At 39.3% G+C, this 17,084-nt stretch carries 19 protein-coding genes; 8 read left to right on the forward strand and 11 right to left on the reverse strand.

Going from position 1 to position 17,084, the window contains the following annotated elements:
• Nucleotides 1–3 precede the first annotated feature (3 nt).
• The 3 genes from RM553_RS10605 to RM553_RS10615 are packed head-to-tail and all read right to left on the reverse strand — an operon-like array spanning nucleotide 4 to nucleotide 3,262.
• The gene (locus tag RM553_RS10605) at nucleotides 4–1,734 is read right to left on the reverse strand and encodes a phospho-sugar mutase (RefSeq protein ID WP_311534897.1); all 1,731 of its coding nucleotides are present in this window, start codon (nucleotides 1,732–1,734) and stop codon (nucleotides 4–6) included.
• Nucleotides 1,735–1,770: 36 nt separating this feature from the next.
• Nucleotides 1,771–2,730, reverse strand: a complete 960-nt coding sequence (locus RM553_RS10610) for a glycosyltransferase family 2 protein (RefSeq protein WP_311534898.1) — start codon at nucleotides 2,728–2,730, stop codon at nucleotides 1,771–1,773.
• A 4-nt stretch (nucleotides 2,731–2,734) separates the two neighbouring features.
• The gene (locus tag RM553_RS10615) at nucleotides 2,735–3,262 is read right to left on the reverse strand and encodes a DUF4199 domain-containing protein (protein WP_311534899.1); all 528 of its coding nucleotides are present in this window, start codon (nucleotides 3,260–3,262) and stop codon (nucleotides 2,735–2,737) included.
• A gap of 150 nt (nucleotides 3,263–3,412) precedes the next feature.
• Between RM553_RS10615 and RM553_RS10620 the strand changes: the two genes are divergently transcribed.
• From RM553_RS10620 to mtaB, 3 genes are all read left to right on the forward strand, one after another.
• The gene (locus RM553_RS10620; protein ID WP_311534900.1) at nucleotides 3,413–3,667 is read left to right on the forward strand and encodes a type B 50S ribosomal protein L31; all 255 of its coding nucleotides are present in this window, start codon (nucleotides 3,413–3,415) and stop codon (nucleotides 3,665–3,667) included.
• 105 nt (nucleotides 3,668–3,772) lie between these two features.
• Nucleotides 3,773–4,945, forward strand: coding sequence for a GlmU family protein (locus tag RM553_RS10625; RefSeq protein WP_311534901.1), 1,173 nt, complete (start codon nucleotides 3,773–3,775; stop codon nucleotides 4,943–4,945).
• Between the two features lie 462 nt (nucleotides 4,946–5,407).
• Nucleotides 5,408–6,745 (forward strand): tRNA (N(6)-L-threonylcarbamoyladenosine(37)-C(2))-methylthiotransferase MtaB, encoded by a 1,338-nt coding sequence (mtaB, locus tag RM553_RS10630; RefSeq protein ID WP_311534902.1) that lies wholly within the window; start codon nucleotides 5,408–5,410, stop codon nucleotides 6,743–6,745.
• Here the strand turns inward: mtaB and RM553_RS10635 are convergent, their stop codons facing one another.
• Nucleotides 6,746–7,045 (reverse strand): N-acetyltransferase, encoded by a 300-nt coding sequence (locus tag RM553_RS10635; RefSeq protein WP_311534903.1) that lies wholly within the window; start codon nucleotides 7,043–7,045, stop codon nucleotides 6,746–6,748.
• Nucleotides 7,046–7,429: 384 nt separating this feature from the next.
• Between RM553_RS10635 and RM553_RS10640 the strand changes: the two genes are divergently transcribed.
• Together RM553_RS10640 and RM553_RS10645 are read left to right on the forward strand one after the other, a co-directional pair.
• The gene (locus tag RM553_RS10640; RefSeq protein ID WP_311534904.1) at nucleotides 7,430–8,122 is read left to right on the forward strand and encodes an alpha/beta hydrolase; all 693 of its coding nucleotides are present in this window, start codon (nucleotides 7,430–7,432) and stop codon (nucleotides 8,120–8,122) included.
• 13 nt (nucleotides 8,123–8,135) lie between these two features.
• Nucleotides 8,136–9,089, forward strand: coding sequence for a lytic transglycosylase domain-containing protein (locus RM553_RS10645; RefSeq protein ID WP_311534905.1), 954 nt, complete (start codon nucleotides 8,136–8,138; stop codon nucleotides 9,087–9,089).
• Between the two features lie 3 nt (nucleotides 9,090–9,092).
• Here the strand turns inward: RM553_RS10645 and RM553_RS10650 are convergent, their stop codons facing one another.
• Nucleotides 9,093–9,803: a TlpA family protein disulfide reductase gene (locus tag RM553_RS10650; protein ID WP_311534906.1), complete on the reverse strand. Its 711-nt coding sequence runs from the start codon at nucleotides 9,801–9,803 to the stop codon at nucleotides 9,093–9,095.
• Nucleotides 9,804–9,930: 127 nt separating this feature from the next.
• The gene (locus RM553_RS10655) at nucleotides 9,931–10,446 is read right to left on the reverse strand and encodes a DUF2892 domain-containing protein (RefSeq protein WP_311534907.1); all 516 of its coding nucleotides are present in this window, start codon (nucleotides 10,444–10,446) and stop codon (nucleotides 9,931–9,933) included.
• A gap of 154 nt (nucleotides 10,447–10,600) precedes the next feature.
• Between RM553_RS10655 and rpmH the strand changes: the two genes are divergently transcribed.
• Nucleotides 10,601–10,759: a 50S ribosomal protein L34 gene (rpmH, locus tag RM553_RS10660; protein ID WP_013071475.1), complete on the forward strand. Its 159-nt coding sequence runs from the start codon at nucleotides 10,601–10,603 to the stop codon at nucleotides 10,757–10,759.
• Nucleotides 10,760–10,859: 100 nt separating this feature from the next.
• Entirely contained in the window at nucleotides 10,860–13,712 is a 2,853-nt protein-coding gene (gene carB, locus RM553_RS10665) for a carbamoyl-phosphate synthase large subunit (protein ID WP_311534908.1), read from the forward strand.
• A gap of 73 nt (nucleotides 13,713–13,785) precedes the next feature.
• On the opposite strand, the gene RM553_RS10670 is transcribed toward carB, so the two are convergent.
• Nucleotides 13,786–14,184 carry a hypothetical protein gene (locus RM553_RS10670; RefSeq protein ID WP_311534909.1) on the reverse strand — a complete coding sequence of 133 codons (399 nt, stop codon included), beginning with the start codon at nucleotides 14,182–14,184 and terminating at the stop codon, nucleotides 13,786–13,788.
• A gap of 92 nt (nucleotides 14,185–14,276) precedes the next feature.
• On the opposite strand from RM553_RS10670, the gene RM553_RS10675 reads away from it, so the two are divergent.
• Nucleotides 14,277–14,672 carry a DUF423 domain-containing protein gene (locus RM553_RS10675; protein WP_311534910.1) on the forward strand — a complete coding sequence of 132 codons (396 nt, stop codon included), beginning with the start codon at nucleotides 14,277–14,279 and terminating at the stop codon, nucleotides 14,670–14,672.
• Here RM553_RS10675 and RM553_RS10680 read toward each other — a convergent pair.
• From RM553_RS10680 to RM553_RS10695, 4 genes are all read right to left on the reverse strand, one after another.
• Complete coding sequence (locus RM553_RS10680; protein ID WP_311534911.1) at nucleotides 14,669–15,148, reverse strand: hypothetical protein; 480 nt, start codon at nucleotides 15,146–15,148, stop codon at nucleotides 14,669–14,671. The genes RM553_RS10675 and RM553_RS10680 overlap by 4 nt on opposite strands.
• 73 nt (nucleotides 15,149–15,221) lie before the next feature.
• Nucleotides 15,222–16,169, reverse strand: coding sequence for a bile acid:sodium symporter family protein (locus RM553_RS10685; protein WP_311534912.1), 948 nt, complete (start codon nucleotides 16,167–16,169; stop codon nucleotides 15,222–15,224).
• A complete protein-coding gene (locus RM553_RS10690; RefSeq protein ID WP_311534913.1) occupies nucleotides 16,170–16,718 on the reverse strand; it encodes an acyl-CoA thioesterase in 549 nt (182 codons plus the stop codon). It lies immediately after the preceding gene.
• On the reverse strand, nucleotides 16,715–17,083 hold the full coding sequence (locus RM553_RS10695) for a 6-phosphogluconate dehydrogenase (protein ID WP_311534914.1): 369 nt from the start codon (nucleotides 17,081–17,083) through the stop codon (nucleotides 16,715–16,717). Before RM553_RS10695 ends, RM553_RS10690 begins: the two co-directional genes overlap by 4 nt.
• Between the last annotated feature and the right edge of the window lies 1 nt (nucleotide 17,084).

Below are 17,084 nucleotides of genomic sequence, written 5' to 3' on the forward strand. Positions count from 1 at the left end.
GGATTAGCCCAATTGAAGTTCTTGTTTTATTCTTGAAACTTTGTCGGCTAATTCCTGGTTTACTTTCTTATGATTTTCAACTCTATCAAGGTCTGCATTTACACTAATGTAGAACTTGATCTTAGGTTCGGTCCCACTGGGGCGGGCAGCGATTTTTGTACCACTTTCAGTATAATAAATAAGTACATTGGATTTTGGAATATCTATTTTTTCTTCGGAATGATCCTGAAGGTTTCTTTTGGTGGAAGCCTGATAATCTTCAATTAAAACCACTTTTTCACCATCTATCTCTTCCCAGGGGTTTTCCCGCAGGTCAACCAGCATTTGCCTGATTTCCTTTTCGCCTTCAATTCCTTTTTTAACCAGGGAAATGAGTTCTTCGCGATAAAGGCCATATTCGGTATAAAGTTCTATGAGTTTCTGATAAAAAGAACTGCCTTCTTCCTTCATTTTGGCCGCGATCTCGCAGGCGAGGAGGGTAGAGGTAACGGCATCCTTGTCCCGTACAAAATCAGAAACCATGTAACCAAAACTTTCCTCACCACCACCAACAAAATCAAGCTCGGGATGGTCTTTAATAAGTTTGGCTATCCATTTAAAGCCGGTAAGTACTTCGTGATATGCCACATTGTAAGATTCCACAATATTTTTGAGCATTGGGGTAGAAACAATTGTGGAGGCTACAAATTCATTACCGTCCAGCTTACTTTCTTTTTTCCATTGCTCCAGTAGAAACCATGTCATCACCAACATGGTTTGATTACCATTAAGCAGCGTCATTTTTCCTTCAAGGTTTCGAACCGCCACTCCAAGGCGGTCGCAATCGGGATCTGTTCCAATCACGATATCGGCATTCTTTTTATGTGCAAGTTCCAGTGCCATCTTAAGTGCTTCGGGCTCTTCCGGGTTTGGAGATTTTACCGTGGGAAAATTGCCGTCAGGTTCTTTTTGCTCCTGGACGATATTTACATTTTTAAAACCTGCTTTTTCCAGTACATCGGGAACAAGTGTGATGGAAGTCCCATGAAGGGAAGTAAAAACGATGCTGAGGTTTTCCCTGGCGGAAGCTGAAGTATCAAAACTGCCATTTTTAACCGAAGCTTCGGTAAAAACCTTGTCAACTTCTGTATCTATAGTATGGATAAGCTCTTTTTTTGCTTCAAAATTTATGTCTCCATATTCCGTGGCATTGATCACTTCCACTAAATCCTTATCCTGTGGTGGCACCAGCTGGCCGCCATCCTGCCAGTAAACTTTGTAGCCATTGTATTCCGGCGGGTTGTGACTGGCAGTAAGTACAATTCCGCAGTGACAATTAAGATGTTTTACTGCAAAAGACAATTCTGGCGTAGGCCTTAAGTTTGAAAAAAGGTATACTTCTATTCCGTTAGCCGAAAAAACATCGGCCACCACCTGTGCCAGTTCTTTACTGTTGTTCCTGCAATCGTAAGCTACTGCAGCTTTGGGTTTTTCCCCGGAAAATTCTTTTTTCAAAAAATCAGATAATCCCTGGGTGTTTTTTCCGAGTGTATATTTATTGATACGGTTTGTGCCCACACCCATAATTCCGCGCATTCCACCAGTACCAAATTCCAGGTTTTTATAAAAACTCTCTTCCAGTTCCTGCGGATTGCTTTCCAGCAGGTTGTTAATTTTTTTCTTGGTTTCCTTATCAAATATATCGGTAAGCCATGCTTCGGCTTTGGTGCGTATTTCGGGTTTTATCTGTGCCATACTTTATATTATTTACGAACAAAAATAATGATGAAGTTAAAAATTTCCGGTGGTTTTATTAATTAAATAACGTTCTTTTTCTCTTTTAGACCTTAATATAAGTTCGCCGAGAAATCCCGCCAGGAATAACTGGCTCCCAATAACCATCACTGTAAGGGCAATGTAAAACCATGGATTGGAGGTAACCAGTACATTGGGGAGCCCGTGGTAAAGCTTATAGAGTTTCGAAATTCCTATCCAGCCGGCAGAGATAAATCCAAATATAAACATTAAAACTCCCAGCGCTCCAAACAGGTGCATGGGGCGTCTTCCAAATTTTGACAAGAACCAGATGGTGATGAGGTCCAGGAAACCATTGATAAAACGTTCCACACCAAATTTGGTTTTTCCATACTTCCGGGCCTGGTGCTGTACTTCTTTTTCGGTTATTTTTGTAAAACCGGAATTTTTCGCCAGCACGGGAATATAACGGTGCATCTCTCCATAAACATCAATATTTTTTACAACTGCTTTACGGTAAGCTTTAAGGCCGCAGTTAAAATCGTGCAGTTTTACCCCTGAAGTTTTTCTTGCCGCGGCATTGAATACCTTGGAGGGAATATTTTTGGAGAGCACATTATCGTAGCGTTTCTTTTTCCAGCCCGAAACCAGATCGTAATTTTCTTCCCGAATCATGCGGTAAAGTTCCGGGATTTCTTCAGGATTGTCCTGAAGGTCTGCATCCATGGTAATGATTACTTCTCCCTGTGCTTGTAGAAACCCCGCGTGCAGCGCCTGGGATTTTCCATAGTTGCGGTTAAATTTTATGCCTTTTACAGATTTATCGTTTCGGGAAAGGGCTTCTATCGCATTCCAGGAATCATCTGTACTACCATCATCAATAAAAATAATCTCATAAGAAAAGGTATTGGACCGTAATACCTTTACGATCCAATTATATAATTCCACTATGGATTGCTCTTCATTTAGAAGAGGAATGACGATGGATATTTGCATAAACTTATGCTTCGTACGGGTTCTTATTTTTCATAATAGCTCCACCAATTAAGGAATAAATTAACCCCATTAGAGCGCTCAAACCTATCCAAATAGCTCCACCTATAAAAGGATTAGTGCCATATTCTACCCATTCCAGTGTCATTTCTATCTGTTCGTCGGTCATGTTGCCAGTTTCAGCTAGTTTGTCCCTGGTAGCATCAATTACCTGTTCGCTATATCCGGGCTCGATAACATATACCAACAGGATGCTGTATACCAAAAATATAAGGCCGCTTATAACTGCTGCAGCCACTCCGGTTTTTAAAGCTTGAGACATACTTAAATAGCCATTATTACTCTTCTTGAAAGCATTAATTGCTGCAAAGATAAGCGCTGCAAAGATTACATAATAAATGTAAATAGGCCATTGTACTCCTTCAAGGGCCATTCCCGTAACATACATGATTACCTGTATTACAACGATAATCAGTCCCAGGATAATTCCATAGTTTAAGCCAACTTTGCCGGGAGATGTGTTTTCAGTTTCCATATGTTTTAAAGATTGATTAGTTTTATGGAGTATTAGTAAACAAATATAGTAAAACGTTACACACACATATTTTAAAAAACTTTGAAGATGTGCTTGTTTTTATGTATGAAATAATTAAATTTGCAGCTCGAAAAACAAAAGTTAAAAGCGATGAAGCAGGGAATCCATCCGGAAAATTATAGATTAGTAGCGTTTAAAGATATGTCTAACGAAGATGTATTTTTAACTAAATCTACAGCGAAAACAAGAGAAACAATTGATATTGACGGAACTGAGTATCCTTTGGTGAAGTTAGAGATCTCAAGAACTTCTCATCCATACTACACTGGTAAATCCAAACTTGTGGATAGTGCAGGTAGAATTGACAAATTCAAGAACAAATACGCGAAGTTCAAGAAAAAATAATTTTTTCCTGAAATTTAACAATATATAAGGCTGTCTCTAAGGCGGCCTTTTTTATTTTCCAGTTGTACAGATATATCTGTATAACTTCAAAAAATTTTGCTGAAAATGAACTATATTTTATTTGACGGCTCCTATAGAAATCAACTGCTGCCGTTTACCTTTACCCGCCCGGTTGCCGATTTACGTATTGGAATTCTCACTATTCGTGAAAAATGGGAAAACTGGCTGGGCAATACCACTTCTACTGTTACTGAAGATTACCTGGCAGAAAAATGGCCAATGGTGGAAATGGAAGAGAATGTAATGATTAATGCTGCTTTTCTGCCAACACCTGCACTTGTGGAACAGGTTAAAGATCTTAAAGAACAGCAGGCGATATTTTATGAAGAAGAAATTGTGGCGTTTTTTGTAAAGGAAAACCAGGAGGTTAATTTTGATGATTTTGAACATGTAGAACTAGCAGAAGAGCCCTTTTTTATCGCGCATACCTGGGATATTTTTTCTAAAAACGGGGAGGCAATTAAAGCCGATTTCGATTTGCTTACCGAAGGCAGAAGCTCCCGGGATATTCCGGAATCCAATCATGTAATAAATGCCGCTGATATTTTTATTGAAGAAGGTGCTTCCGTAGAGTTTTGTTCTTTAAACGCATCCGGCGGGCCAATTTACATTGGCAAAGATGCCCAGGTATTGGAAGGAAGCCTTATACGCGGCCCTTTTGCAATTGGCGAAGCCGCTGTTTTAAAAATGGGAGCGAAAATTTATGGTCCTACTACTATTGGGCCGGGTTGTAAAGCTGGTGGAGAGATCAACAATTCGGTGGTTATGCAAAATTCGAATAAGGGGCATGATGGTTTTCTGGGAAATTCGGTGCTGGGGGAATGGTGTAATATTGGGGCAGATTCTAATAACTCCAATCTCAAAAATAATTATGCTGAAGTGCGCCTTTGGGATTATGAGAGTGAAAGGTTTGCTTCTACAGGACTTCAGTTTTGCGGACTCATGATGGGAGATCATAGCAAATGCGGGATCAACACGATGTTTAATACCGGCACAGTGGTAGGGGTGAGCGCAAATATTTTCGGGGCGGGATTTCCGCGGAATTTTGTACCAAGCTTTAGCTGGGGTGGAAGTGCCGGAACCACTACCTATAAAACCCAAAAAGCATTTGAGGTGGCAGAACTGGTGATGAAAAGAAGAAACGTGGAGTTTACTGAAGAAGATAAAGCCATTCTGGAACATGTTTTTGAGGAAACCAAAAAATGGCGAAGGGATTAGGTTAAATTTGAGAATTTGAAAATGTGTTAATTTGAAAATTATAAAATCTCGTAGTTTTTAAAACATGAAATAGTAAAAAACAAATCCTAACAGGAGGGTAAAAACAGCAGTTAATGCAAGTATTTTACGTTGGCGTAAACGATTTTCTGAAGAGATCTTATTCCTGAGGTTTTGTAGCTCTTCTGGAGGCAACTTTGTATACGAGTGAATACCATCTACATTAGCGCCAGTCATTTTACTCCATTTTTTTATTTTCGACTTTCTTTCTCTCCGGTTATTTTTTTGGCTTACAATGGCTCCTCTTGTGCTTCCATAACTTATGTGGTCTATTTTTAGTTAATTTACGATTTTTTTAGATTTTATCTTCCTCCTTTCAGGTGCTTGTTTTATTAAGAGAATTATAGTTGGTATATTTGCAAACTCTTTGGCAGAATGAGATTTGGAATAAAAAACGGCTGATTTATGAATGGAAAAAAAGTAGCTTTTTATACCCTGGGCTGTAAGCTCAATTTTTCGGAAACATCAACTATCGCAAGGTCTTTCAAAGATGAAGGCTTTGCGCGGGTGGATTTTTCTGAAGAAGCCGATATTTACGTGATCAATACCTGTTCGGTGACCGATAATGCCGATAAACGCTTTAAGACCATTGTAAAACAGGCGCAAAAGGTGAACGAAAATGCGTTTGTAATAGGTGTGGGTTGTTATGCGCAGCTTAAACCGGAAGAACTTGCCGCTGTAGATGGTGTTGACCTGGTTTTGGGCGCTACTGAAAAATTTAAAATCACCGATTATCTTAACGATTTATCCAAAAATGATTTCGGGGAAATCCATTCCTGCGAAATTCAGGAAGCCGATTTTTACGTAGGTTCCTATTCTTTTGGTGACCGTACCCGGGCTTTTTTAAAAGTGCAGGATGGCTGTGATTATAAATGCACTTATTGCACCATTCCACTGGCCAGGGGGATTTCCCGAAGCGATAAGCTTGAGAATGTGCTGAACAATGCGGCTGAAATTTCAGCAAAAGGAATTAAAGAAATAGTGCTTACCGGCGTGAATATCGGCGATTACGGTAAAGGGGAATTTGGCAATAAAAAGCATCAGCATACTTTTTTAGACCTGGTAAAATCGCTGGACGAAGTAGAAGGAATTGAGCGCCTGCGCATTTCTTCTATTGAACCTAATCTTCTGAAAAATGAAACCATAGATTTTGTTGCAGAGAGTAATTCTTTCGTGCCGCATTTTCATATTCCTTTGCAAAGCGGAAGTAATGATATCCTTAAAGCCATGCGGCGCAGGTATATGCGTGAACTTTATGTAAACAGGGTAGAGCAGATAAAAGCTGTTATGCCTGATGCCTGTATTGGTGTGGATGTAATTGTTGGTTTCCCGGGTGAGACAGATGAGCATTTCCTGGAAACCTATAATTTCCTGAATGAGCTGGATATTTCCTATTTGCATGTATTCACCTATTCTGAAAGAGACAATACCCCGGCCGCCGAAATGGATCAGGTGGTACCGGTAAAAGTCAGGAAAAAAAGAAGTAAAATGCTGCGTGGCCTTTCAGCTAAAAAAAGAAGAGCTTTTTATGAAAGCCAGATAGGGAATAAAGCAAGCGTTCTTTTTGAAGGTGAAAACAAAAAGGGCTACATCCATGGTTTTACTGAAAATTACGTAAAAGTAAAAGCGCCATGGAATCCTGCCCTTGTCAATACTTTACACGAAGTTGAATTAAAGGAAATTGATGAAGACGGCCTTGTGCGGTTTGATTTTGTGCATAAACCGCAGGCAGTTGCGGTTTAACTAGATGTTAATTCCTACCGGGAGAAGGTCTTTATATTTTCTTCGGTTTCTGCGCATAAATTTGGCTATTTCAGGACTTGTAGGCATAACGCGTGTGTTCCTTTCCTTTATTTCCTTTAGAACTGTTTCAATAAACGGTTCCAAATAGCCGTCATTTCTTAAATTTTCAGACATAAGTACTTTGGTGAGAAATATTTTTCTTTCCTGTTGGGAGTATTCTATAGTAGCCAATTCCTCATCAATGGTGGTCTCAAATTGTCTCAGGAATTCATTATCGGTTATCTTTATTTCATCACTCATCTTATATAGGTTTTAATTAAAAATGGAATTAGAAGAACTGCTTTTAAAAAAATCTGCAATTCCTGCACAAATTTCAAAAAAGGGGCTTCGGTAATTAAAATTGTCCTGAAACCGCTTTGTTAGCTTCAAATTATATACCAAAGTTTAAAAAATGTTAAAACGTGAAGAAGTAGCGTTGAGTGTTTTGATGATCCTCAAATTTAAGGATTTAAAATTAGAACCTGCAGCTTAATGGCAAACTTTTAGCTCTCTGTTTCCAGGTGTAGGACCAAAAATCCTGATTTACATAAATTTCTCAAAGATAAATTCCCCGGCTCTTGTAATAGAACATAAAATTGCTTTAATTTTGAGGTCAGCTTCAGTGGATACCTGGAAAGTAATTGAATGGCAGAGAAAAAAGAAGTTTTGCATGTATATTTTATGCCTGGAATGGCAGCGAACCCTTCTATTTTTGAGCATATCCAACTTCCGCAGGAGCAATTTAAAGTTCATTATTTAAAGTGGATTATTCCGGAAAAAGGAGAATCTTTAAAAGAATATGCCATCCGGATGAATGGGTTTATTAAGCATAAGAATCCTGTTTTAATTGGTGTTAGTTTTGGCGGAATTCTTGTTCAGGAGATGAGTAAATATATAGATGTTTACCGGCTCATAATAATTTCAAGTGTAAAGTGCAAAGCAGAATTGCCTGGGACAATGAAATTCGCAGCAAAAACAGGAGCTTTTAAACTTCTTCCCACAGGCCTTTTGAATTTTGTAGATCATTTTGAAAAGGTGGCCTTTGGTACTTACCTTAAAAAAAGGGCAAAACTGTACCGGCAGTATTTATCCGTCCGGGATAAACGTTATATAAACTGGGCAATTAAAAACACGGTGCTTTGGGATTGTGAGGAAGTAGATAAAAAATTGATACATATTCATGGGGATAAAGATGAAATCTTCCCTGCGAAAAATATTCAGGATTACATAAAGGTGGAGGGCGGTACCCATGTTATGGTAATAAACCGTTTTCGCTGGTTTAACGAACACCTTCCGCAGATCATTCTGAAAGGAAAAATGGAAGAAATAAATCATTAAGTGTAGAAAGATTATGGAGTATTTAAAGAAGGGGCTTATTATTGTTGGAATTTTAACAGTATGTGCTGTAAGTATAAACGCGGTGCAGGATTTTCCGGTTGATGCCATAGATGGTGTAAAAATGGATTCTGTACCAGATAAAAGTGTGGCGCAAAACTATCGGATTAAAGCCCTGGAAGTTCCGCGGGATATAGATTTTGCAGGAGAAACGGTGCCTTTGGAAGATCCGGATGTTTATGAAAGGCTGGACAGGGAATTACTGGTGAACACCTACTGGCAGTCTAATGCGCTGCTGCTTATGAAAAGGGCGAACAAATATTTTCCTATTATTGAACCTATTTTAAAAGAAGAGGGAGTGCCAGAGGACTTTAAATATCTTGCTGTTATTGAAAGTGGCCTTACACAGGCGGTTTCCCCGGCAAGAGCGATTGGTTTTTGGCAAATTATGGAAGGCACCGGTAAAGATTATGGCCTGGAAATCAATAATAATGTAGACGAGCGTTATAATATTGAAAAATCCACCCGTGTTGCTGCGGAATATCTGAAAAAAGCGAAGGAGAAATTTGGATCCTGGACCCTGGCTGCTTCAGCTTACAATGCCGGTAATGCGGGAATATCCAGGCAGCTGGAAAGGCAAAAAGTTACAGATTATTATGATTTGCTTCTTGGGGAAGAAACCGGAAGATACGTTTTTCGTTTACTGGCGTTAAAGGAGATTATGTCTTCTCCGGAGAAGTATGGATTCGATTTAGAAGAAGATGATCTGTATGCTTATATTCCTACTTTTAAGGTTGAAGTAGATACCGTGGTGCATGATTTCCCTGATTTCGCAAAGCAATTCGGCATTAATTATAAAATACTGAAGATTCATAATCCGTGGTTAAGGGACGATCACCTGAATAATGCTTCAAGAAAAAAGTATGAAATAGATATTCCCGAAGAAGGATATTATCCAGAAATAAAATAACCGTTACTGTTCTAAAGGAAGAAGATTGGCCATTTCATTCTCACGGGAGCTGCCGGTGAGATGGCTGGAAATCCCCTCTTCCATAGATTTGTAGTTGCGCTCGTAAGATTCCTCCCGGGGAGTATTGTAAGGGAGAAAAACACTCCTTCTTATGTCCATAATCTGATTGTTTTCTGAAATAAGAAAACAGGTTGGCAGGCCAAGGGAGTGTTTGAGGTTTTTAATAGTAAAGGGATCATTGTTTTGAGCTTCATCTATATATACCACAGAAACTTTTTTATTGAATTCTTCAGATAACTTTTTAGCGGTTTCTGCTTTGTCCCAGAAGAGCACAACAAATTTTACTTTGTCTTCGTATTTTTTAGCAAGTTCATTAATTGCCGGAATTTCACCTTTTTCCGGGATACACCAGGAAGCATAAGTAATCAGGTACACGGGTTTTTTAAAATCGTATATATGAACGGGCTTCTTATTTAAGCGGTAAAATTTAAAGTTATCGATATAAGTATATCGAAGGCAATTATTTACAAGGGAATCGAATAAAAACCGGCCTCTTTCATAATCATTAAACCTATAGGCTTTTTTTGCGCGGGCTTCATATTTTGGTAAATGGTAATAAAGCGCCTGGGAGAAATAGATTTTTGTGCTATTCTCCTCCTGGGAATGGGCGTTTAACCCGGTGATGAAAAGAAGTAAGAGTAAAAATTTCTTCATGCATTCCTGGCTGGCCTGTTGAATTGCAAAGGTATGCCAGGGATAGGCCGTGCAGAAATATTTTCGTTAAAGGACAGGAATATCGGGTAAATGAAGGGAGTGTAGCTTTATCCTGGAAGAAAAGCGCTTAAATTTTCTTCATTTGCTGCTTCATCATTTTAATCTGATCTTTTAACATGCCATGCTTATCAAGCTTCTTCGCTTCGGCAAGTAAATTAGTAGCTTCCCTTTTTCTTCGCTTGGTCATAGCGATGCCTGCAAGGTTTAGTTTGGCCATAGCCAAATCCTGGTCCATGGAAAGGCCAAGTCGAATGGCTTTTTTGAAGTATTTTTCAGCCTGGGTAATATTGGTTTGCGAAAGCATCAATCCGTGCAGGTACCAGTAATAACCTTGTTGTTTTTTAGTAAAAGCGCTTTCAGGGTTTTTTATTTTGTCCAGCCATTTCTTTGCGCCGTCAAAATCCTGCTTCCGCAGCCTGAGAAAAGCCAGAAGAATCATTTCATTTTTAAAATAAAGGAAAACAAAAATTCCCGCCAGCAGAATAAGGGCTATTCCGTTTCCAATATTCCCTTCAAAAAACTGCCAGAAGGCCCAAAGGATTATCAATCCGGCTAAAACTAATTTGATATTCTTATTAAACATGCTTCTCTTTGTTTTGCAGGCGGCAAAGGTAATAAAAACAATTAAAAATTATTTCCATTTAGTGTTTGGAAGAGTTAAAAAGCTTTGTATATTTGCACGCAGTTTTAGGAACTGCTTTTAAAAGAGATTTCACAGAAGATTAAAGATATTTAAAATGAAAAGAACGTTTCAACCATCTAAGAGAAAAAGAAAAAATAAGCATGGCTTTAGAGAGCGTATGGCTAGTGTGAACGGTAGAAAAGTCCTGGCCAGAAGAAGGGCCAAAGGCAGAAAAAAATTATCTGTATCTTCTGAGAACCGACACAAGCACTAATGGTTTTTTAATATCGAAAATAATAAAGGTGTTACTTTTTAAGTAACGCCTTTTTTTATACCCAATAGCTTCTTACTTTTATAACCAAATAAACTTCCAGATGCCCAAAAACAACAACCTCAAAAGTATTTTAATAATAGGCTCGGGTCCCATTGTGATTGGCCAGGCCTGTGAATTCGATTATTCCGGAACACAAGCACTTCGGTCTTTGCGAGAAGATGGAGTGGAAACCGTACTTATTAATTCCAATCCGGCTACTATCATGACCGATCCTTCCATGGCCGATCATGTTTACCTGAAGCCGCTTACCACGAAATCTATTGTGGAGATTTTGAGAGAACATCCTGAAATAGATGCGGTGCTTCCCACCATGGGAGGCCAGACTGCCCTTAATTTATGTATAGAGGCTGAAGATAAAGGGATCTGGAAAGATTTTGGGGTAAAATTGATAGGAGTTGATATAGATGCAATCAACATTTGTGAGGACCGTGAAAAGTTTAAACAATTAATGGGTAAAATCGGAATTCCTGTTGCACCGGCCAAAACGGTGACTTCTTACCTTCAGGGGAAAGAAGTGGCTCAGGAATTTGGTTTTCCTTTGGTGATAAGGGCTTCTTTCACCCTCGGGGGAGGCGGAGCAGGTTTTGTTCATCGCCAGGAAGATTTTGAAGAAATGTTAACCTATGGCCTTGAAGCTTCACCAATTCATGAAGTTTTGATCGATAAGGCGTTACTTGGCTGGAAGGAATATGAACTGGAGTTGCTGCGGGACAAGAATGATAATGTTGTAATTATTTGTACCATAGAAAATATGGATCCTATGGGCATTCATACCGGGGACTCCATTACCGTTGCGCCGGCCATGACGCTAAGTGATACCGCTTACCAGCGTATGCGGGACCTTGCTATCAAAATGATGCGCAGCATTGGGGATTTTGCAGGAGGCTGTAATGTTCAATTCGCCGTGAGTCCAGATGAGCAGGAAGAAATTTATGCCATAGAGATAAATCCGCGGGTTTCCCGTTCTTCAGCATTGGCCTCAAAGGCTACAGGTTATCCTATTGCCAAAGTAGCCACCAAGCTGGCGATGGGTTATACTCTTGATGAGCTGGAAAATCAAATTACAAAAACTACTTCAGCGCTTTTTGAACCTTCCCTGGATTATGTGATCGTGAAAATTCCTCGTTGGAATTTTGATAAATTTGAAGGAAGCGAGCGCACATTGGGCCTTCAGATGAAATCTGTGGGAGAGGTAATGGGAATAGGACGTTCTTTCCAGGAAGCCTTGCATAAAGCAACCCAATCTCTTGAAATTAAGAGAAATGGACTTGGTGCCGATGGTAAAGGCTACACCAAGTATGATGAAATTATTGATAAACTCACCAATCCAAGCTGGGACAGGGTTTTTGTGATTTATGATGCGATACAGGCAGGTATCCCCCTAAGCCGCATCCATGAAATTACAAAAATCGATATGTGGTTCCTTAAGCAGTATGAGGAACTTTTTGCCCTGGAAGTTGAAGTTTCAAAATATGATATCAACAGCCTTCCTAAAGATCTTTTCCTGGAAGCTAAACAAAAAGGTTTTGCCGACAGGCAGATTGCCTTTATGCTGAAATGTTTAGAAAGTGAGGTGCATAGCAGGCGTGAAGAATTGGGAATTAGCAGGGTTTATAAATTGGTAGACACCTGCGCTGCAGAATTTAAAGCTGAGACTCCATACTATTATTCCACTTTTGAGGCTGAAATTGAAACCGCTGATGGAAAAAGATATGTGTCCAATGAGAGTACATCGAGCGATAAAAAGAAAATCGTAGTCCTTGGGTCAGGACCAAACAGAATAGGCCAGGGGATTGAGTTTGATTACAGTTGTGTTCACGGAGTGCTTGCGGCAGCCGAATGCGGTTATGAAACCATCATGATTAATTGTAACCCGGAAACGGTTTCAACCGACTTTGATATTGCCGATAAGCTCTATTTCGAACCGGTGTTCTGGGAGCATATTTATGATATTATCAGGCATGAAAACCCGGAAGGGGTAATCGTGCAGCTGGGAGGGCAAACAGCCCTTAAACTTGCTGAAAAACTGGACCGTTATGGCATAAAGATAATGGGAACCAGCTTTAAGGCGCTGGATCTAGCTGAAGATCGCGGAAGTTTTTCAAGATTACTGCAGGAAAACGACATTCCTTATCCTGAATTTGGTACCGCCGAGAATGCCGAGGAAGCACTTGCACTTGCAGATCAGCTTGATTTTCCAATATTGGTAAGGCCTTCTTATGTGCTTGGCGGCCAGGGAATGAAGATTGTAATCAATAAGAATGAGCTGGAAGAGACTGTGGTAGATCTTCTAAGGAAAATACCCAATAATAAACTTTTACTGGACCATTACCTGGACGGCGCTATAGAAGCCGAAGCCGATGCTATTTGTGATGGGGAAGATGTTTATATTATAGGGATCATGGAACATATTGAACCCTGTGGGATCCATTCCGGAGATTCAAATGCGCTGCTTCCTCCTTTTAATCTTGGAGACCTGGTAATGCAGCAGATTAAGGACCATACCAGAAAAATCGCGCTCGCGCTGAATACTGTTGGCCTTATCAATATCCAGTTTGCCATAAAAGATGAAAAGGTTTATATAATTGAAGCCAATCCGCGGGCGTCCAGAACAGTTCCTTTTATTGCCAAAGCTTATAAGGAGCCTTATGTGAATTATGCAACCAAGATCATGCTGGGAGAGAAGAAGCTGAGGGATTTTAATTTTAACCCGAAGCTGGATGGCTATGCCATTAAGCAGCCGGTTTTCTCATTTAATAAATTCCAGAAGGTTAATAAGCAGCTTGGCCCGGAAATGAAAAGTACGGGAGAAAGTATCCTGTTTATCGACAGTCTGAAAGATGATGCATTTTATGATCTTTATTCGCGACGGAAGATGTACCTGAGTAAATAGGAACTAAAATCTTAACGCAAAAAAACGGCTGCTTTATAGCGGCCGTTTTTCGTTCTTCTGATATGTTAAAGCATTATTTCTTGCTTAATTCTAAAACCTGAACCGAATTTTTACCATCGGTAGATTTCCAAACCTGTTCTTTCTTTTTGTTGGTGACCATTATCCATGTTTTATCAAAATCTGAATTTTCATAAGAGTTGGTGCTGGTAATGGTAATCAGGTCATCGCCCTGCATGGTCCATCTAAAATCCTGTGCATCGCTAAATTCGTTTTGGAACATATTGTATTCCACATTTTTTTCACCAGTGCCGTTCTTGTTTATTACCAATTCCCCGGCATTGCGGGTTGTAAAATTCTGGCCTTTCTGGTTATCCACTTCGTAGCGGTCAATATTCCAGGTACCCACAACATTGGGACTACAACTCATAATTAACATGGAACAAAAAATTCCGATAAATAAAACTTTTTTCATAACTATACATTTTGGAATCAATATAGCAATAAATTGTATTTTTTGCATCGGCCACTAGTCGCGTGGTCCTCAATTTTTACTAAATTTTAGCAATGAAAGAGCTTGTTTTAACATTTGGCGGTATTTATGGTACTTTAGCGGTGGTTTTTGGTGCCTTTGGTGCACATGCCCTCAAAAAGCGATTAAATGAAGAGCAATTAAAGAGTTTTGAAACCGGGGTTAAATATCAAATGTATCATGCTGTAATTCTTATAATAACAGGAATAGCCTTTCCTTTTCTTAATTTGGGTCAACAACTAACTGCCTGGTGTTTTATTATAGGTGTTTTTCTGTTCTCTTTTAGTATTTACGGATTGGTGCTTAGCGATGCGGCAGGGAAAAAACTCAGGTTTTTGGGACCGGTAACTCCTCTGGGCGGGCTGCTGCTTATAATTGGCTGGATATTATTTACTGTTAATATTGTGAATATTGGCAGGTTTCTGAGTTAATTAACGCCACAGTTGGTTCTTTGGAGTACAATATTGTGGTCAAAATTTATATCAGGATTCTCTATAAATTTCATGCCTTCTTCTGTTTGCTCCATCTCGGCATGCCCTTCAATAATGCTTTTTTCATCTTTCAAAAAAAAAACATCCCTCTTGGATTCCCTGCCTTCCGAAGAAAAGAAGTATTCGGCAAAAAGCGTGTCACCTTTCATTTCTCCCACAATCTCTCCGGTATTTTTGTTTTTTTCAGCAAGATGATACATCAAATATCCCGTTACCTGGTCTCCTAATATTTCCAATCCCAGGTTAATGGTGTCATTATCATTAGCGTAAAGAAAACATTGTTTTTGTGGAATAGTTTCCTTCTCTTCAACAATGACCTGCGTATTAGTTGTTTCGGCCTTTTGTTCTTCCTTTTTCTCCTGGCAGGACCAGAAGATAGCAGAGAAAATAATTAAGCCGAAGAGCTTATCCTTCATTTTTAAAATTTTAATAAAGATAGAAGATTCTGAAAAAATTTATAAGCAGAATGTGAATTTATTGACCTGAACTTTAAATTTTTCGTTTTCTATATCCTTCCGCGAAATAGGCAATAACAATTAACTGAAGAGAGTGAAAAAGCATAATGGGCAAAAGCAGAAGCCCGGTGGCTGCCGCACCTCCAAAAATCACTTTTACCATCACAGAGCCATGTACAAGCGATTTCTTTGTTCCGCAGAACTGCGTGGCAATTTTATCCTCAACATCAAAATTAAGGGCGTTGCAAAGGGCATTAAGGCCATAGTAAATTATAAAAAAGTAAAGGACGATTAACCCAAAAAGCTTTAGCAGGTCTCCCACACTTACTGTTTGGAAAATACTGGAAGTAAAAGAGTTGCTGAAGCTGGAATAAATTATAAGAATTATAGTTGATTTATCTATCAAGCCGAATTTTTTCCCGTGCTTTTGTACAAAATCACCTACGATTTTCTGAAAAAACAAGCCTGCTATTAATGGCAGGATAATCTGTAGAAATAATTTTAGCAGTACATTCCCAAATTCAAAATTGGTGGAATTCTGAAGAAAAATTCCTAACCAGAGTGGGGTGGCAAAAATTCCAATAAGTCCTGAAAGGCTGGCGTTAAAAATGGCTGTTGGAATATTTCCTTTGGCGATAGACACCATTACTACAGATGAGGATACTGTTGAAGGCAATGTGGCGAAAAAGAATAGGGCAATCCATAACTGGGAAGAAGTACCTTCTTCAAAAAGCGGGAGGCACGCCAGGGCCAAAACGGGAAAAACTACAAAGGTGGTGAGCTGGATAATAAGATGGGATTGGTAATTTTTAAGGCCCGCTTTAAATTCTGAAGGAGATAATTTTAATCCGTAGAAAAAGAAGATCAGTCCAATTCCAATATCAATAATGGTGGTTAGCGGAAGAATTTCATTCCCCTGCGGAAGGAAATACGCGATAATAATCGCAACAAAAATCGCGACAATAAACCAGTTAACTTTCAATTATCGCTCTATTTTGATGTTATCGAGCTCCTGTATATGCAAGTACTCTTCAGAAATAAAATCGGTGTCCTGAAATTCCTGTTTTCTGGTTTTCTTCATGGAAATCCGTTTAAGGCTTTTGGCAAAACGCCTGATGTCATTATCGGTTTTCAATATTAAGCCGGGCACTTTTACAGATTTGCCATTACTGTCTTTCGCTACCATTGTAATATGGGAAGAATTGCAATGCTTCAGCTCTCCCGTCTGTATATTTTCGGCCTCCACGCGAATGCCAATCACCATAGAGCTGTTCCCAACGTAATTTACAGATGCCTTCATTGTCACCAGTTCGCCAATTTCTATGGGCTTTAGAAAATCTACCGTATCTACACTTGCAGTAACACAATAGGCCTGGGAATGCTTGGAAGCGCAGGCAAAAGCGATCTGGTCCAGCAACGAAAGGACATATCCGCCATGAATTTTTCCGTTAAAATTGGAATGCGAGGGGAGCATTAATTCCGAAATTACTACCTGGGATTCTTGTACGGTCTTAAATTTTTTGGTCGTCATCGATTTCTAAAATGTGGGGATTGAGCTTCTCTAACTTCGGTTATAAAATATTTCGTGTCGCCCCAAAAGAAAAAAGTGGCATATCTCTCCATATAGGTGAGCTTCACGTAATTACCTTCATTTTCCTGTAATTTCTCTATTAGTTCTTCATCATTGTTCAATACTGAAAACTGGAAGATCTGGGCGCCGCTTATTCCCTGGCTAATTTCTCCCTCCCAGGTTTTGGAGAACACTCCTTTCTTACTGAATTTAATAAGCTCACCACTCCTGGTGCCTTCACTGTAGGGGACAAAATATACAAAGGCAAAATAAGCGAGAAACAACAGAAAGATGCTTCCTAATATGATATATAAGGTTCTTTTCATT

Source organism: Autumnicola tepida (assembly GCF_031846485.1).
GTDB classification, from domain to species: domain Bacteria; phylum Bacteroidota; class Bacteroidia; order Flavobacteriales; family Flavobacteriaceae; genus Autumnicola; species Autumnicola tepida.

What these genes read in the sequence shown, in the direction of transcription:
- mtaB (WP_311534902.1), top strand. Translation starts at nt 5,408, where the DNA reads ATGAATGGAAAAAAAGTAGCTTTTTATACCCTGGGCTGTAAGCTCAAT.
- RM553_RS10645 (WP_311534905.1), top strand. Translation starts at nt 8,136, where the DNA reads ATGGAGTATTTAAAGAAGGGGCTTATTATTGTTGGAATTTTAACAGTA.
- RM553_RS10690 (WP_311534913.1), bottom strand. Translation starts at nt 16,718, where the DNA reads ATGACGACCAAAAAATTTAAGACCGTACAAGAATCCCAGGTAGTAATT.
- RM553_RS10655 (WP_311534907.1), bottom strand. Translation starts at nt 10,446, where the DNA reads ATGTTTAATAAGAATATCAAATTAGTTTTAGCCGGATTGATAATCCTT.
- RM553_RS10670 (WP_311534909.1), bottom strand. Translation starts at nt 14,184, where the DNA reads ATGAAAAAAGTTTTATTTATCGGAATTTTTTGTTCCATGTTAATTATG.
- RM553_RS10610 (WP_311534898.1), bottom strand. Translation starts at nt 2,730, where the DNA reads ATGCAAATATCCATCGTCATTCCTCTTCTAAATGAAGAGCAATCCATA.
- carB (WP_311534908.1), top strand. Translation starts at nt 10,860, where the DNA reads ATGCCCAAAAACAACAACCTCAAAAGTATTTTAATAATAGGCTCGGGT.
- RM553_RS10650 (WP_311534906.1), bottom strand. Translation starts at nt 9,803, where the DNA reads ATGAAGAAATTTTTACTCTTACTTCTTTTCATCACCGGGTTAAACGCC.
- RM553_RS10640 (WP_311534904.1), top strand. Translation starts at nt 7,430, where the DNA reads ATGGCAGAGAAAAAAGAAGTTTTGCATGTATATTTTATGCCTGGAATG.
- RM553_RS10625 (WP_311534901.1), top strand. Translation starts at nt 3,773, where the DNA reads ATGAACTATATTTTATTTGACGGCTCCTATAGAAATCAACTGCTGCCG.
- RM553_RS10615 (WP_311534899.1), bottom strand. Translation starts at nt 3,262, where the DNA reads ATGGAAACTGAAAACACATCTCCCGGCAAAGTTGGCTTAAACTATGGA.
- rpmH (WP_013071475.1), top strand. Translation starts at nt 10,601, where the DNA reads ATGAAAAGAACGTTTCAACCATCTAAGAGAAAAAGAAAAAATAAGCAT.
- RM553_RS10620 (WP_311534900.1), top strand. Translation starts at nt 3,413, where the DNA reads ATGAAGCAGGGAATCCATCCGGAAAATTATAGATTAGTAGCGTTTAAA.
- RM553_RS10635 (WP_311534903.1), bottom strand. Translation starts at nt 7,045, where the DNA reads ATGAGTGATGAAATAAAGATAACCGATAATGAATTCCTGAGACAATTT.
- RM553_RS10605 (WP_311534897.1), bottom strand. Translation starts at nt 1,734, where the DNA reads ATGGCACAGATAAAACCCGAAATACGCACCAAAGCCGAAGCATGGCTT.
- RM553_RS10680 (WP_311534911.1), bottom strand. Translation starts at nt 15,148, where the DNA reads ATGAAGGATAAGCTCTTCGGCTTAATTATTTTCTCTGCTATCTTCTGG.
- RM553_RS10675 (WP_311534910.1), top strand. Translation starts at nt 14,277, where the DNA reads ATGAAAGAGCTTGTTTTAACATTTGGCGGTATTTATGGTACTTTAGCG.
- RM553_RS10695 (WP_311534914.1), bottom strand. Translation starts at nt 17,083, where the DNA reads ATGAAAAGAACCTTATATATCATATTAGGAAGCATCTTTCTGTTGTTT.